At 72.5% G+C, this 14,035-nt stretch carries 16 protein-coding genes; 3 read left to right on the forward strand and 13 right to left on the reverse strand.

Annotated features, from left to right (window positions below; genetic code table 11):
- Window positions 1-52: 52 nt before the first annotated feature.
- Entirely contained in the window at window positions 53-1,492 is a 1,440-nt protein-coding gene (locus ACFYUZ_RS10860; protein ID WP_389307642.1) for an MFS transporter, read from the forward strand.
- Window positions 1,493-1,561: 69 nt separating this feature from the next.
- On the opposite strand, the gene ACFYUZ_RS10865 is transcribed toward ACFYUZ_RS10860, so the two are convergent.
- From ACFYUZ_RS10865 to ACFYUZ_RS10880, 4 genes are all read right to left on the reverse strand, one after another.
- Complete coding sequence (locus ACFYUZ_RS10865; RefSeq protein ID WP_389307644.1) at window positions 1,562-3,553, reverse strand: HelD family protein; 1,992 nt, start codon at window positions 3,551-3,553, stop codon at window positions 1,562-1,564.
- 62 nt (window positions 3,554-3,615) lie between these two features.
- The gene (locus tag ACFYUZ_RS10870) at window positions 3,616-4,248 is read right to left on the reverse strand and encodes a TetR/AcrR family transcriptional regulator (protein WP_389307646.1); all 633 of its coding nucleotides are present in this window, start codon (window positions 4,246-4,248) and stop codon (window positions 3,616-3,618) included.
- Between the two features lie 56 nt (window positions 4,249-4,304).
- On the reverse strand, window positions 4,305-5,549 hold the full coding sequence (locus ACFYUZ_RS10875) for a GNAT family N-acetyltransferase (RefSeq protein WP_389307647.1): 1,245 nt from the start codon (window positions 5,547-5,549) through the stop codon (window positions 4,305-4,307).
- A 54-nt stretch (window positions 5,550-5,603) separates the two neighbouring features.
- Window positions 5,604-6,218: an ABC transporter substrate-binding protein gene (locus ACFYUZ_RS10880; RefSeq protein ID WP_389307649.1), complete on the reverse strand. Its 615-nt coding sequence runs from the start codon at window positions 6,216-6,218 to the stop codon at window positions 5,604-5,606.
- Between the two features lie 141 nt (window positions 6,219-6,359).
- Here ACFYUZ_RS10880 and dtd point away from each other — a divergent pair, with 141 nt between their 5' ends.
- Window positions 6,360-6,785, forward strand: coding sequence for a D-aminoacyl-tRNA deacylase (gene dtd, locus ACFYUZ_RS10885; RefSeq protein ID WP_389307650.1), 426 nt, complete (start codon window positions 6,360-6,362; stop codon window positions 6,783-6,785).
- A 4-nt stretch (window positions 6,786-6,789) separates the two neighbouring features.
- Here the strand turns inward: dtd and ACFYUZ_RS10890 are convergent, their stop codons facing one another.
- The 6 genes from ACFYUZ_RS10890 to ACFYUZ_RS10915 form a co-directional block, all read right to left on the reverse strand.
- On the reverse strand, window positions 6,790-7,755 hold the full coding sequence (locus tag ACFYUZ_RS10890; protein WP_389307652.1) for a YgfZ/GcvT domain-containing protein: 966 nt from the start codon (window positions 7,753-7,755) through the stop codon (window positions 6,790-6,792).
- Between the two features lie 10 nt (window positions 7,756-7,765).
- Window positions 7,766-8,203, reverse strand: coding sequence for a Fur family transcriptional regulator (locus tag ACFYUZ_RS10895; protein WP_389307654.1), 438 nt, complete (start codon window positions 8,201-8,203; stop codon window positions 7,766-7,768).
- Between the two features lie 216 nt (window positions 8,204-8,419).
- A complete protein-coding gene (locus tag ACFYUZ_RS10900; protein WP_389307656.1) occupies window positions 8,420-8,992 on the reverse strand; it encodes an FABP family protein in 573 nt (190 codons plus the stop codon).
- Window positions 8,993-9,221: 229 nt separating this feature from the next.
- Window positions 9,222-10,070: a hypothetical protein gene (locus ACFYUZ_RS10905; protein WP_389307658.1), complete on the reverse strand. Its 849-nt coding sequence runs from the start codon at window positions 10,068-10,070 to the stop codon at window positions 9,222-9,224.
- On the reverse strand, window positions 10,067-10,876 hold the full coding sequence (locus ACFYUZ_RS10910) for a hypothetical protein (RefSeq protein WP_389307660.1): 810 nt from the start codon (window positions 10,874-10,876) through the stop codon (window positions 10,067-10,069). Before ACFYUZ_RS10910 ends, ACFYUZ_RS10905 begins: the two co-directional genes overlap by 4 nt.
- A 17-nt stretch (window positions 10,877-10,893) precedes the next feature.
- On the reverse strand, window positions 10,894-11,685 hold the full coding sequence (locus tag ACFYUZ_RS10915; RefSeq protein WP_389307662.1) for a hypothetical protein: 792 nt from the start codon (window positions 11,683-11,685) through the stop codon (window positions 10,894-10,896).
- A gap of 130 nt (window positions 11,686-11,815) precedes the next feature.
- Here ACFYUZ_RS10915 and ACFYUZ_RS10920 point away from each other — a divergent pair, with 130 nt between their 5' ends.
- Window positions 11,816-12,178, forward strand: coding sequence for a DsrE family protein (locus tag ACFYUZ_RS10920; RefSeq protein WP_389307664.1), 363 nt, complete (start codon window positions 11,816-11,818; stop codon window positions 12,176-12,178).
- 27 nt (window positions 12,179-12,205) lie between these two features.
- Here the strand turns inward: ACFYUZ_RS10920 and ACFYUZ_RS10925 are convergent, their stop codons facing one another.
- From ACFYUZ_RS10925 to ACFYUZ_RS10935, 3 genes are all read right to left on the reverse strand, one after another.
- Window positions 12,206-12,469: a DUF3099 domain-containing protein gene (locus ACFYUZ_RS10925; RefSeq protein WP_389307666.1), complete on the reverse strand. Its 264-nt coding sequence runs from the start codon at window positions 12,467-12,469 to the stop codon at window positions 12,206-12,208.
- Between the two features lie 228 nt (window positions 12,470-12,697).
- Complete coding sequence (locus ACFYUZ_RS10930; RefSeq protein WP_389307668.1) at window positions 12,698-12,988, reverse strand: DUF1416 domain-containing protein; 291 nt, start codon at window positions 12,986-12,988, stop codon at window positions 12,698-12,700.
- Window positions 12,989-13,032: 44 nt separating this feature from the next.
- On the reverse strand, window positions 13,033-13,872 hold the full coding sequence (locus ACFYUZ_RS10935; protein ID WP_190160544.1) for a sulfurtransferase: 840 nt from the start codon (window positions 13,870-13,872) through the stop codon (window positions 13,033-13,035).
- Window positions 13,873-14,035 lie beyond the last annotated feature (163 nt).

Here is a 14,035-nt window from a genome sequence, read left to right on the forward strand (position 1 = left end):
AAACCATCTGCTAGCGTCTCTCCTGTCGGCTCCGTCGGACAGGAGAGTCCCCATGCGCACGCCCGCCAGTCCCCGCCTCGCCCTCGGCGTCCTCGCCACCGGCATGCTGATGACGGTCCTCGACGGCAGCATCGTCACCGTCGCCATGCCCGCCATCCAGAGCGACCTCGGCTTCACCCCCGTCGGCCTCAGCTGGGTCGTCAACGCCTACCTGATCGCCTTCGGCTCGCTCCTCCTCCTCGCCGGACGGCTCGGCGACCTCGTCGGCCGCAAGCGGATGTTCCTCGCGGGCACCGGCCTCTTCACCGCCGCCTCGCTCCTCGCCGGCGTCGCCGCCTCCCCCGCCGTCCTCATCGCCGCCCGCTTCCTCCAGGGCGTCGGCAGCGCGACGGCCTCCGCCGTCGGCCTCGGCATCCTCGTCACCCTCCACCCCGAGCCCCGCGAACGCGCCCGCGCCATCGCCGTCTTCAGCTTCACCGGCGCCGCCGGCGCCTCCCTCGGCCAGGTCCTCGGCGGCGTCCTCACCGACGCCCTCGCCTGGAACTGGATCTTCTTCATCAACCTGCCCATCGGCGCCGCCACCGTCCTCGTCGCCCTCCGCGCCCTCCCCGCCGACCGCGCCCCGGGCCTCGGGGCCGGCGCCGACGTCATCGGCGCGCTGCTGGTGACCGCCGGCCTCATGGCCGGGATCTACGCCGTCGTCAAGATCGAGGAGCACGGGGCCGGTTCGGCGCACACCCTCGGCTTCGGGCTCCTCGCCCTCGTCCTCCTGGCCGGTTTCCTGCTCCGCCAGGCGAAGGCCGCGACCCCCCTCATGCCGCTGCGGATCCTCCGCTCCCGCAGCGTCGCCGGCGCGAACGCCGTCCAGATGCTGATGGTCGCCGCGCTCTTCTCCTTCCAGGTCCTCGTCGCCCTCTACCTGCAGAAGGTCCTCGGGTACGGGGCCGCCGAGACCGGCTTCGCGATGCTGCCCGCCGCGCTCGTCATCGGCGCCGTCTCCCTCGGCGTCTCCGCGCCCCTCATCGGCCGCTTCGGCGAGCGGAACGTCCTGCTCACCGGCCTCGTGCTGCTCGTCGGCGTCCTCGGCCTGCTGACCCGCGTCCCCGTCCACGCCTCGTACGCCGCCGACCTGCTCCCCGTCATGCTGCTCGCCGCCGGCTTCGGCCTCGCGCTCCCCGCCCTCACCGCGCTCGCCATGTCCGGCGCGCGGGAGGAGGACGCCGGTCTGGCCTCCGGCGTCTTCAACACCACCCAGCAGATCGGCATGGCCCTCGGCGTCGCGGTCCTCTCCACCCTCGCCGCCGCCCGCACCGAGTCCCTCACGGCCGCCGGCCGGCCGAGCCCCGAGGCGCTGACGGGCGGCTACCACCTCGCCTTCGGCGCCGGCGCCGGCCTCCTCCTCGTCGCCCTGGCCGTCGCCCTCACCGTCCTGCGCCCGGCCGCCGCCGGGAGGACCCGGCAGAAGGACGAGCCGTTGACGACGGCGGCATGAGAGCCGGCCGACGCGTCGCCGTCCCGCTCTCCCCGCAGCCGCCCCGGCGACGGGCCACCGGCGCCGAACTCACCGCGCTGTACGGGGAGCCGGTGCCAGGAACTCCGGCAGCTCCGCCTCGTGCACCAGCGCGAGGCGCGACACCGCCCGGGTGAGCACCACGTACAGCCGGTTCGGCCCGCGCGCCTCGGCCGCCACGATCGCGGCCGGTTCGACGACCACGACGTGGTCGAACTCCAGGCCCTTGACGACGGTCGCGGGCAGCACGGTCACCCGTTCCGGCGCCCCGCAGGAGCGGACCGCCTCCGCCACCGCGTCGACGAGGTGGTCGGCCGTGACGACCCCCACCGAACCCTCCGCCGCGAGCGCGGCCCGCACGGCCTCGCGGGCCCCGGCGGCCAGGTCCGCCGTCCGGTGGACCGTCACCTCGCCGTCCCGGCGGACCGAACGCCCGGCGGGCACGTCGGCGCCCAGCCTCGGCAGGAGCCGGTTGGCGAGGTCGACGATCGCCGCCGGCACCCGGTAGCCGAGGGTCAGCGGCACGACCGGCGTCCCGGGCTTGCCCAGGTGCGCCAGCTGCTCGTCCCAGGCGCGGGCCGCCCACGGGGTGGTGCCCTGGGCGAGGTCCCCGAGGACGGTGAGCGAACCGAACTCGGTGCGGCGGGCGATGGCCCGGCACTGCATGGGCGAGAGGTCCTGGGCCTCGTCGACGACGACGTGCCCGTAGCCCTCGGGGCGTTCGATCAGGCCGGCGAGCTCGTCGAGGAGGACGAGGTCGGCGGCGGTCCAGCGCGCCGAGCGGTAGGAGCGCGGCGGCCGCGCCCAGCGGATCGCGGCGAGCTCGGCCTCGGTCAGGCCGGGGTCCGCCGGGTCCGTCAGGACCTCCGCGAGGACCTCCTCCGGAACGGTCTTCGGCCAGCAGGCGTCGAGGAACGCCGTCACCGCCCGCGCCCGCTCGATCCGCCGCGCCCAGGCCGCGCCCATCGGCCCGGAGCGGCGCTCGGCCCGGAGCTGGAGGGCCCGGACGACACGGGCCCGGACCCGTTCGCGGCCCGTCGCGTAGGGCGGCGCCTCCTCCCGTACCGCCGAGACGATCGCGGCGAGCTCCGCCGCCGGGAGCCGCCAGTGGTACGAGCCGTCGGGGACGGTCAGGTCCTCCGCCGGGGCCGGGTCGACCCTGCCGTACAGCGCGCGGTGCAGCAGCTCCGCCATGCGGGCGTCGTGCTTGACCCGGGCCGCCGCCTCGTCGTCCTCGGCCCGGACGGGGTGGCGGGCGACCTCCTCGTCGAGGGTGGCCTGCCGGATCCCCGTCTCGCCGAGCGAGGGCAGCACCTCGGCGATGTACGAGAGGAAGGCCCGGTGGGGGCCGAGGACGAGGAGGCCGGAGCGGCGGATCCGCTGCGGGTGCGTGTAGAGGAGGTACGCCGCCCGGTGCAGGCCCACGGCGGTCTTGCCGGTGCCGGGGGCGCCCTGCACGCACAGGGAGGCGGCCGGCTCGGAGCGCACGAGGTCGTCCTGTTCGGGCTGGATGGTGGCGGCGATGTCCCGCATGGGGCCGACGCGGGGGCGCTCGATCTCGCCAGCGAGAAGGGCGCTGACCGTCCCCGTCCCGCCGTCCGCGAGGCGTTCGTCCTCCAGGGCGGTCAGGTCCTCGGTCGCGCCCCGGCTGTTCGGGGCCCAGCCGAAGCGGCGTCGGCGCAGGACGCCCTGCGGGTCGTGGGCGCCGGCCTGGTAGTAGGCGCGGGAGACGGGCGCGCGCCAGTCGACGACGAGCGGCGGGGCGGCCGGGTGCTCGGCGATCCGGCGGCGGCCGATGTGGTGGATCTGGCCGTCCTCGCGGTCGAGGCGGCCGAAGAACAGCGGCCCGGGCGGCTGTTCGCCCATCTCCTTGGCGCGGCTGCGCAGGTGGTGGCCGAGCGCCTCGGCGTCGGCGCCGGAGGCGGCGACGTCCTCGCCGGTGACGACCTGCTCGGCCACGTCCTCGGTCATGCGGATCAGGGCGGCGCGGCAGGCGTCGTGGTGGGAGCGTTCGCGGGCGAGCTCAAGGTCCAGTGACGTCATTCCGTCAAGCCTAACGGAAAACGTTACCGGGTTACATTTTTTACCGAGTCACGGAGGGGGGATCAGTACGGCAGCCCCTCCCGCAGCGACCGGAACGCCTCCCTCGCCGCGGCCGTCGCGTCCCGCGCCACCGCGTCGAGCGCCTCTCCGGCCGTCAGGCGTGCCACGTTCTCGTTCGCCAGGACCCGCAGCACGGCCGTGATCTGCCCGGCCGCGAGCCGCGCCGTCAGGGGGTCGCCGCCGAGCGCCCGCGCGAGGGCCTCCTCCGAACGCTGCTGGTAGGCGTGGATCCCGGCGAGCAGGGCCGGCGTCCCGTACAGGAGGCGGTGGTACGCGAGGACCGCCGGCACGTCACAGAGCCCGGTCACCGGATCGCGCCGCTGAAGGCCCGCGAGCAGGTGCTCGCACAGCGCGTCGAGCGGGGCCCTGCCGTCCGCCCGCCCGCCCGTCACCACGCGCGCGGACTCGTCCTCGTGGTCGGCGAACCGGTGCAGGACCAGGTCCTCCTTGGCGGGGAAGTACCGGAAGAGCGTCGGCTTCGAGACCTCTGCGGCGGCGGCCACCTCCGCGACGGACACCGCGTCGAAACCCTTCTCCAGGAAGAGCGCGATCGCCGCGTCCGACAGGGCCTGCCGGGTCCGCGCCTTCTTCCGCTCGCGAAGACCGGCCGGGCTGGTCACACCGTCCTCCGCCACCAGGCGCCTCCTTCGTAGGACGCCATCCTAGGACGCCCGCCGACACCGCCCGGGTCTCAGAAGAGGTCGGGCGAGAAGGGCCGCAGCGGGGTGCGGAACAGCAGGTCGGCGCGGGCGGCCGCGCCGGGCGTCAGCTCCTCCACGCGCCCGAGCCGGGCCAGCCGTACCGCCGACTCGTCACCGAACGCGAGCGTTCCCACCTCCGCGACGCCGAGGGCCAGATCGGCCGACCCGGTCGTACGGACACAGGCCGCGCCCACCGGTGAGGCGTCGAGCCGGAAGCGCCCGCCGGCGAGCCCGTCGGCGTCCCGCACCTCCAGGACCAGGCTCTCCTCCACCGGATACGTCCGGCCCTCCAGGACCCGGACCACGTCCAGGACCCGGGCCCACAGCATGTCCACGTACGTCAGCATCCTGGCCGCGCGCGGGTCGGGCAGCAGCAGCGGCAGCGGGTCGTCGGGCGCCCGGTAGCCGGAGCGGACCGTGGCGATCCAGTCGATCGAGCAGAGGTAGTGCCACAGGGCGCGCTCGGCGGCCGGGGTGACGGCCACCAGGTCCCGCACGGTCGCCGTGTTCAGCGGACGCTTCGCGTCGTCCCACTTGTCGTCGGCGGTGTACGCGGCGTACCCCTCTACCTCGCCGGACTCCGACCGGTACACCGCGTAGTACGGCTCCCGCCACGGGTGGCTCTGGTGGCCGAGCCCGGTGCCCTGCTCCCAGCCCCGCTCGTCGCGGTTCGTGACCCCGGCGCGGACGCCGGCCAGACGGCGGTGCACCCCGGGGCCCACCCGGCGGATCTCGTCGCCGTCCGTCAGGTCGATCCGGCCGCCGTCCTCCGGACGGCCCGAGCGGCGCGGGTCGAGACCGGCCCGGTTCACGTCGACGCTCCACTCGGCGGTCCAGCTCACCGGACCGAAACCGAACCTCCCGTAGATCGGGTACTCGGCGGCGATCAGCGTCGCGATCGCGTCGCCCCGCTCCTTCGCGGCGGCGAGGTCCGCGGCCATCATCCGGCTCAGCAGCCCGCGCCTGCGGTGCGTCGGCGAGACCGTCACCTGGGTGATCGCGTCGGCGGTCAGACCGCCTCCGCCGACCGTGCTGACCTCCTGGCGGAAGGACCGGAAGGTGGCGACGATCCGGTCCCCGTCGAAGGCGCCGAGCGTCCGCGCCAGATCCGCGTGGGCCAGCCGGTCCGCGACCTCCTCGTCGGAGACGACCGGGGTCCTCAGGAACCCGGTGCGCAACGCCCGCTGCCAGTCGTGGAACTCGGACTCCGTCACCGCGCGCACGTCGACACCCATCCCCCGACCCTACGCACGGCGCGGCCGGCACCGCACCCCACTTTCCCCCCGCGGTCAGGCCAGCAGGTCGTCGACCTGGGCCTCGCCCTCCCGGTAGCGTCGGGCGATCTCCGCGCTGCAGTCGTCGGCGGTCCGCTGGAGGTGCTGCCGGCGCCGCGAGACCTGCTGCTCGTACCCCGCGAGCCTGCCCATCGCCGCGTGCAGCTCGTCGTCCGTCCGGGCCGTCAGGTCCGACAGCTCGACCTCCGACAGCATCTCGGTCGCGAGCCGCCGGTACTCCTCGCCGCGCGGGGTCGACAGCGTCACGTGCCGCGCCGAGCTGCGGTGCCGCGAGGGCACGTCGGCGAGGATCTCGGAGAGCCGGTCGAGGACCGGGGCCTCCGGATCGGTCCGCCGCGCCAGCTCGGCCCGCAGGATGTCGATCCGGCCCTGGAGCATCCGGCGCACATAGCTCAGATCGGCCTCGTCGCTCTGCGCGTCCCGGCGCAGCGCCCGCAGCTCGGGCAGCCTCAGGGCGCCGAGGTCGGGCTGCGTCCGGTCCGCCGGATCGGCGGTCCGCTGCACGGGTGGGCGCGTCGCGGGTCCTCCGCCCGGTCCCCCGCCCCGGGCTCCGGAGCGGATCAGCGGTACGGGACCGGACGGCGTCGGCCCGGTGCCAGGTGCACTCATGAGAATCGTCCCCTCGACCGGTGCGGTCGGCCGCACCGCCTCACACGCATGGTGCCACTCCTGCACGCGCGCGTGCAGGCGCTCTGCACCCGTTCGGCCCCTCGTCCTTCGGCCCGCCACCCGCTCGGTAGGTTGGTGCGCATGCGAGCAGTGGTGCAGAGGGTCGACGGGGCGAGCGTCGTCGTCGCAGGGGAGACCGTCGGGGAGATCACCGGCGAAGGGCTGTGCGTCCTGGTCGGGGTGACCCACGACGACACCCCGGAGAAGGCCGCCCAAATGGCCAGAAAGCTCTGGTCCGTCCGAGTGCTGAACGACGAGAAGTCGTGCTCCGACGTGAACGCGCCGCTGCTCGTCGTCTCCCAGTTCACCCTCTACGGAGACGCCCGCAAGGGCCGCCGCCCCACCTGGAACGCGGCGGCCCCCGGCCCGGTCGCCGAACCCCTCGTCGACGAGGTCGTCGCCCGGCTCCGCGACCTGGGCGCCCACGTGGAGACGGGCCGCTTCGGAGCGAAGATGCGCGTCTCCCTCACGAACGACGGCCCGTTCACGGTGCTGATCGAGGTCTGAGCCCTCAGGGCTCGACGACCGTCTCCTGCGCGGCGGCCGTCGTCCCGGCGATCAGCGGGGCGTCCACCGGCACGTTGCGCTTCACCAGGGCCAGGGCGATCGGCCCGAGCTCGTGGTGGCGGACGGCCGTCGTGACGAAACCGAGCTGGCGGCCCTCCTCGCCGTCGGACGCGAGCCGCACCGGGGTGCCGTGGGCGGGCAGCAGGACCTCGCTGCCGTCCAGGTGCAGGAAGACCAGGCGGCGCGGCGGCTTCCCCAGGTTCTGCACCCGGGCGACGGTCTCCTGGCCCCGGTAGCAGCCCTTCTGGAGGTGGACGGCGCTGCCGATGAGGCCGACCTCGTGCGGGATGGTCCGGTGGTCGGTCTCGAAGCCGAGCCGCGGCCGGTGCGCCTCGACCCGCAGCGCCTCGTACGCGAGGATCCCGGCGGCCGGCCCGTGCGAGGCCGCGAAGGCCTCCAGGTCCTCACGCGGCAGGAACAGATCACGTCCGTGCGCGGTCTCCCGTACGACCACGCCCTCGGGCACCTCGGCGATCGAACCGGCCGGAAGGTGGACGACCGCGAGGTCCTCCGTGCGGTCGGCGACCTCCACCCGGTAGAAGAACTTCATCGACTCCAGGTACGCGACGAGCTCCTCGCGCGTCCCCGGCTCGACGTGCGCCCACACCGTCTCGCCGTCGTCGACGAGGTACAGGGCGTGCTCGATGTGCCCGTTGGCGGAGAGGATCAGCGCCTCGGTCGCCTGGCCGCGCGGCAGCTCGGTCATGTGCTGGGTGACGAGCAGGTGCAGCCAGCTCAGCCGGTCGTCGCCGGAGACGGCGACGACCCCCCGGTGCGAGAGGTCGACGAAGCCGTTGCCTTCGGCGAGGGCGCGCTGCTCGCGGAACAGGTCGCCGTAGTGGGCGGCGACGCCTTCGTCGCGGCCTTCGGCGGGGACGGCGCCGGGCAGGGACAACAGAGGGCTCTTCATACAGAAGAGCCTACGACTCGGCGGCAGCTTCCTTGTTCGAACAGTCCCGGCAGCGGCCGAAGATCGCGAAGTGCTTCATGTCCGTCTCGAACCCGAAGGTCTCACGGAGCTTCCCCGTGAACTCGGCGGCCACCTCGACGTCCGCCTCGATCACCTCGGAGCAGTCCCGGCACACCAGGTGCAGATGGTGGTGCCGGTCGGCGAGGTGGTAGGTCGGGGCGCCGTGCCCCAGATGCGCGTGACTGACCAGCCCCAGCTCCTCCAGGAGCTCCAGTGTCCGGTACACGGTGGAGATGTTCACCCCGGAGGCCGTCCTGCGGACCTCGACGAGGATGTCGTCCGGGGTCGCGTGCTCCAGCCTGTCCACGGCTTCCAGGACAAGCTGCCGCTGCGGCGTCAGCCGATAGCCGCGCTGCCGCAGATCGCTCTTCCAGTCGGTGCTCACCACGCCCCCAGTTTGACATCCCCCGCCCTTGAACGGGCAGAGCCCTTCTCAGGCCGCACGCGGCCCAGTAGGCGGTTGACGCTTCACAGACCGGGTGCCCCGAGGTCTCCACGTCCTGCGGTTCGACGACGAGTGATCACCCACCCCGACGTGGGTGCTCCGGTGGGCACGCCGAAGGGCCCGTCGGGCATGTCGACGGGCCCTTCGGGAGTTGCGTGTCTAGCGGAAGAAGGCGATGCCGTCGTCCGGCATGTCGGGCAGGTTGCGGGCCATCTCCGCGACCTCCTCCGGCGTCACGACCTTCTTCAGGTGCGCCGACATGTACGGGCGGAGCGGGACCTCGGGGGTCGACTTCTCGCCGACCCACATCAGGTCGCTCTTCACGTAGCCGTAGAGCCGCTTGCCACCGCTGTACGCGTCCGAGGCGGCGGTCCGGGCGACGGCGTCCGTCGCCAGGTCGATCTGCGGCTTCTGGTCGGCGAGCTCGCCGTACCAGATCTCGACGATGCCCTGGTCGCGGACCATGACGACCTCGACCTTGCGGTCCTTGTCGATCCGCCAGTAGCCGCTCTCGCTCTCCAGCGGGCGGACCTTGTTGCCCTCGTTGTCCAGGACCCACGAGTGCGAGTGGTACTCGAGGAAGTCCCGGCCGTCGTGGCTGAAGGTCACGGACTGGCCGAAGTTGCACTTCTCGGCGCCGGGGAAGTCGGAGACGCCCGCGCCCTCCCACGTACCGAGCAGGAACGCGAGGGGGACGAGGTCCGGGTTGAGGTCGGACGGGATCTCGATCATGAGCAGCTCTGGCGTTCTCTAGAAGTGGTTACCGCTGGCCCTGGTACAGCTTCTTCACGGTCAGACCGGCGAAGGCGATCACGCCGACGGCGACCAGGACCAGGAGGGTTTCGAAGAAAGCGATCACGGGGTGCTCCTCAGACTGAGCGGTGAAGGCGGAACGGGCCGGACCCCAGCTTAGTGGGCGGGGGTCCGGCCCACCCTGTGAGGTGGGTCTAGCGGAGTACGGCTAGCCGAGCAGCTGCGCCTGGAGCGCGACCGTCTGCTGGAACGGCACCGTGAGCGCCCCGCCCTTCCGGGTCTGGGTGACCACCGCGAGGGTGTCCCCTGCCTGGATGTAGGCCCAGCGGGTCTGCTCGGGGCCGTACGGCGCCTTCTCCTCGTAGGAGTAGACGGAGAGGTACGGCACGTCGACGCCCTGAGTGGACGTGTCGATCTCCGCCGACTCGACCCCGTCGGGCAGTCGGCGGACCTGCGCCGAGACCTCGCGCACCGACTCGTCCTTGTACGCCTCCGAGAACGCCACCGACGAGAACCGCAGCAGGTGGATCCGGGTGGTCGTGCCGTCCGGCATCGTCCAGCCGCGGGCGGCGACGTGCCGGAGCGCGGAGTCGGCCAGCTCCTCCTTCACCTCGCCCCGGTCCTTCTCCTTCATCAGCGCCAGATAGGAGTCGAGCCCGACCCAGCCGCCGTCGAGCTTCGGGTCGACCGTGGCCCCCGCCGGAGCGGGCAGCAGGAGCTTCCGCAGGTCGGCGTGGTGGATCTCGCCGTCGTTGCCTTCGGTGAACGGCCGCGGGGCGTCCGCGGGCAGCGCCGGAAGGGAGAGCTTCGGGTACTTCCAGCGCCCGTCGGACTCGGTCGCGAGTCCCGGCACGTCGGTGCGGTCCATGGCGGTGATCCCCATGGCCGTACCGGCTCCGACACCACCGCAGACGAGGACGGCGGCGGTCCAGCGGGCGATGCCCCGGAGGAGGGGCTTGCGGGACTTCTTCGGCTTGGCCGGCTGCTCCGGCGCGCGGACGGGCTCGGCCGCCGTCTGCGCGGGGACGAGCTCCTCGGTCTGCGTCTGCTCGGTCATACGTACTCCCCCGGGGATGCGATGTGGTCGAGCTGCTGCGTCAGCAGCTTCGCCACGGCCGCCTTGTCGAACGGCTTGGCGCCCGCCGCCGTCATGGTGACGAGGACCTCGGAGTCGTACGCGAGGCAGATCATCTCGTCCAGCGCCGCGGCCCGCTCCTTCTTGTCGAGGGAGTCGTCCACGGGCGCCATGTAGCAGACGGCGTTCCGGTGGTCCTTCACCTTGGGCCCCTTCGGGAACTCCAGGACGTCCATGACCTCCTTGCGGATCCGGTAGCTGGCCTTGATCTGCTTCTTGTCCTTCATCCGCGCGAGCTGGAACGTGACGACGACGTCGCTGTTCGAGTCGGCGAAGGAGCGGACTCCGATGCCTTCTATGCCGAGCTTGTCGACGTCCTTCTCGAACGCGCGGCGCTTCTTCCCGGACAGCCCCTCGCCCGCCTGCTTCATCAGCGCGGTGGCCTCCGCGGCGCCGAGCTCGCCGTCGTTCCCGTACAGCTCCTCGTCGGGGCCGAACTCGTACCCCTCCGGCAGGGGCAGCAGGAGCCTGCTCAGCGGCGTGCCGGCCTTGCCGCGCGCCAGGGCGGCGGCCGGGTCCTCGTTCTTCCCCGTCTTCTCCTCGGCGCTCCACAGCTGCGTCGGCGCGGTGCGGTCGGCGGAGGAGACGGTGACGGCGGTGTACGTGACGCCGCCGCCGATCAGGCCGAGGACGAGCACGGAGGGCAGGACGACGCCGAGCAGGATCCGCCGGGCACCCCGCTTCCTCGGCTTCTGATCCACCACGGGCTCGGTCACGGTTTCGGTCACGTCGTTCCGGTCCTCACTCACAGGCGCCCCAGCTGTCGCTCGGCCAGTGAACGGATCTCCTTCTCGGAGATCTTCTTCGTGTCGAACATGAAGATCTCGACCGCGATGTCACCGCGGTGGAAGTAGGCCCGGGCCTCGTAGATGTCCAGGTAGCCGGCCTCACGCTGGACGGGGAAGACGTAGTAGCGGCCGTTGGACGAGCCCTTGAGGGCTGTGCCCTCGCTGCGGGCGTACTCCTCCTGCGGCATGTAGGCCTGCTGGTCCTCGGTGTGCTCCTGCGCGCCGAGGGCGTCACCGGAGCGGTACTGGACGAGGCGGACCTCGGTCCGCCGGTGCTCGCCCGACGCCCAGGACGTCGCGGCGACCCGCCTGATGCCGAGGTCCAGCTGGTAGTCGAGAGCGGCGCTGGGCCTCTTGAAGTCCGAGGCGTACACGGGCACCGACATCCAGCCGTCGACGTTGTCGGCGAACTCGTCCGCCTTCGCGCCGGCCGGCTTGGCCACCAGCAGCTTCCGCAGGTCGCCCTGTGCCTTCGCCTGGCGGTCCTCCTTCGCCGAGAGCGGTGCCGGCTCCTGCCCCTTCGGCAGCGGCTTCGCCGGGTACGCGAGGCCGGGCTGGTTCAGCGGCGGCAGGGCGGTCGGCTCGCGGTCGGCCTGGATGCCGTAGCCGACGGCGGTGCCTCCGACGAGGCCGATGACGGCGGCGACGGCGATCAGTCCGACGGTACGGAGGACCCGGCGGCGCGGGCGCGGGACCGGAGGGGCGGTTTCCGCGGCCGCCTCCGCCCCTGGCGGTTCTGGTGTATCCACGTTTCGGATACTTTCTTCGACACTCAAGAGTCCCCCCACGAGACCTGAAGCGCGGGTTCCGTCACCCGCGCATCCAGCTGACCCGTGAGGGGCGCATGAGGTTGCACCGCCGCGCATTACAGTTCGGCATATGGCGAAGAAGCTCGTGATCAAGGTGACCGCAGGGGCCGACGCCCCCGAACGCTGCTCCCAGGCCTTCACGGTGGCCGCCGTCGCCGTCGCCAGCGGGGTCGAGGTCTCGCTCTGGCTGACCGGCGAGTCCTCCTGGTTCGCCCTCCCGGGCCGCGCGGCGGAGTTCGAGCTCCCGCACGCGGCGCCGCTGCCGGAGCTGATCGACTCGATCCTGGCGGCCGGCCGCGTCACGCTCTGCACGCAGTGCGCGGCCCGCCGCGAGATCACGGAGAAGGACGTCCTGGACGGCGTCCGCATCGCCGGCGCCCAGGTCTTCGTCCAGGAGGCGATGTCCGACGGGACGCAGGCCCTCGTCTACTGATTTCGACGCTCCGGGCGCGCCGGTCCCTCACGGCCCCCGGCGCTTCTTGCCGTCCAGCTCGTCCCACCACTCGTCCGACTGCGGGTCCCCGGACGGATCGTCCCACCAGCGGTCGTCCGGGCCCCGGCGGTTCGCGATCATCGCGGCGATCGGGGGGATGACCATGGCGACGACGCACATGCCGATGGCGACGGGCATCGAGAACAGGCGCACGACGGCCCAGGCGCCCACGAAAAGCACCAGGCAGACGCCCATCATCCAGAAGTAGACGCGCCGACGTCGTGCGATCACACCTTCAGCGTACGACCGGAACGGGAAAGACCGGAGGGCCGTGCCTCAGGTCCTGGAATAGGCGTCCAACCCCCCAGGAGGCACGGCCCTCCGGCCGTTCGATGGGACTTCGCGCCGCGCCGGCCCCGACGTGCGCCCTCCGCGGAGCGGCTGGTGTCACGTCGGCGCGGCGTGGCGAAGCCCGTGAGGCGCCCCGGCGCCGAGCGGCGCGTGGGGCGCGTCAGGGAATCAGACCGCGATGGCCACGTCCGTCAGGCCGCCGGCCTCGGTGACGACGACCTTGCGGTCGGCCTGGGCGCCGGGGACCAGGGCGCGGAGGGTCCACTCGCCGGTCGCCGCGTAGAAGCGGAACTGGCCGGTGGCCGAGGTCGGGACCTCGGCGGTGAACTCGCCGGAGCCGTCGAGGAGGCGCACGTAACCGGTGACGGGCTCGCCGTCCTTGGTCACCTGGCCCTGGATGGCCGTCTCACCGGGCTTGAGCGTGCTGACGTCGGGGCCGCCGACCTGGGCTCCACACATGTTCTCTGTCCTGTCCTAGAGGTTTCGGGGGTCGCGCGACCGGGTTACTTGTTGGCGCCGAGCTCGATCGGCACGCCGACGAGGGAGCCGTACTCGGTCCAGGAGCCGTCGTAGTTCTTGACGTTCGGGACCTCGAGCAGCTCGTGCAGGACGAACCAGGTGAGCGCGGAGCGCTCGCCGATGCGGCAGTAGGCGATGGTGTCCTTCGCCAGGTCGACCTGCTCGGCCTCGTAGAGGGCCTTGAGCTCGTCGTCCGACTTGAAGGTGCCGTCGTCGTTGGCGTTCTTCGACCACGGGATGTTGCGGGCGCTGGGCACGTGGCCGGGGCGCTGCGACTGCTCCTGCGGGAGGTGCGCCGGGGCGAGCAGCTTGCCGGAGAACTCGTCGGGCGAGCGGACGTCGACCAGGTTCTGGGCGCCGATCGCGGCCACGACGTCGTCGCGGAAGGCGCGGATGGAGGCGTCCTGGGCCTTGGCCTTGTACTCGGTGGCCGGGCGGGTCGGGACCTCGGCGACGAGGTCGCGGGAGTCGAGCTCCCACTTCTTGCGGCCGCCGTCGAGGAGCTTGACGTCCTGGTGGCCGTAGAGCTTGAAGTACCAGTAGGCGTAGGAGGCGAACCAGTTGTTGTTGCCGCCGTAGAGGACGACGGTGGTGTCGTTCGCGATGCCCTTGGCCGAGAGGAGCTTCTCGAAGCCCTCCTGGTCGATGAAGTCGCGGCGGACCGGGTCCTGCAGGTCCTTCGTCCAGTCGATGCGGATGGCGTTGCGGATGTGGTTCTTCTCGTAGGCCGAGGTGTCCTCGTCGACCTCGACGATGGCGACCTGCGGGTTGTCGAGGTTGGCCTCGACCCAGTCCGCGTCGACCAGGACGTCGCTGCGAGCCATGCTGTTCTCCTCCGGGGCAGTGTGCGGGGGCGTGCTGCGGTGGTGCGGCGTGCGGTGCGGTACGCGTCGGCGCGTGCGTACGGACGGCGGCATGCGTACGGCTCTGCACAAGGGCGGCCCGACATCGGTCAACGGGCCTGAGGGATACGGGAGTTGGCGTCCC

This window comes from Streptomyces sp. NPDC004266, from assembly GCF_042874095.1.
GTDB lineage: Bacteria > Actinomycetota > Actinomycetes > Streptomycetales > Streptomycetaceae > Streptomyces.

What these genes read in the sequence shown, in the direction of transcription:
- ACFYUZ_RS10880 (WP_389307649.1), bottom strand. Translation starts at nt 6,218, where the DNA reads ATGAGTGCACCTGGCACCGGGCCGACGCCGTCCGGTCCCGTACCGCTG.
- ACFYUZ_RS10865 (WP_389307644.1), bottom strand. Translation starts at nt 3,553, where the DNA reads ATGACGTCACTGGACCTTGAGCTCGCCCGCGAACGCTCCCACCACGAC.
- ACFYUZ_RS10920 (WP_389307664.1), top strand. Translation starts at nt 11,816, where the DNA reads ATGGCGAAGAAGCTCGTGATCAAGGTGACCGCAGGGGCCGACGCCCCC.
- ACFYUZ_RS10930 (WP_389307668.1), bottom strand. Translation starts at nt 12,988, where the DNA reads ATGTGTGGAGCCCAGGTCGGCGGCCCCGACGTCAGCACGCTCAAGCCC.
- ACFYUZ_RS10935 (WP_190160544.1), bottom strand. Translation starts at nt 13,872, where the DNA reads ATGGCTCGCAGCGACGTCCTGGTCGACGCGGACTGGGTCGAGGCCAAC.
- ACFYUZ_RS10905 (WP_389307658.1), bottom strand. Translation starts at nt 10,070, where the DNA reads ATGACCGAGCAGACGCAGACCGAGGAGCTCGTCCCCGCGCAGACGGCG.
- ACFYUZ_RS10890 (WP_389307652.1), bottom strand. Translation starts at nt 7,755, where the DNA reads ATGAAGAGCCCTCTGTTGTCCCTGCCCGGCGCCGTCCCCGCCGAAGGC.
- ACFYUZ_RS10860 (WP_389307642.1), top strand. Translation starts at nt 53, where the DNA reads ATGCGCACGCCCGCCAGTCCCCGCCTCGCCCTCGGCGTCCTCGCCACC.
- ACFYUZ_RS10875 (WP_389307647.1), bottom strand. Translation starts at nt 5,549, where the DNA reads ATGGGTGTCGACGTGCGCGCGGTGACGGAGTCCGAGTTCCACGACTGG.
- dtd (WP_389307650.1), top strand. Translation starts at nt 6,360, where the DNA reads ATGCGAGCAGTGGTGCAGAGGGTCGACGGGGCGAGCGTCGTCGTCGCA.
- ACFYUZ_RS10900 (WP_389307656.1), bottom strand. Translation starts at nt 8,992, where the DNA reads ATGATCGAGATCCCGTCCGACCTCAACCCGGACCTCGTCCCCCTCGCG.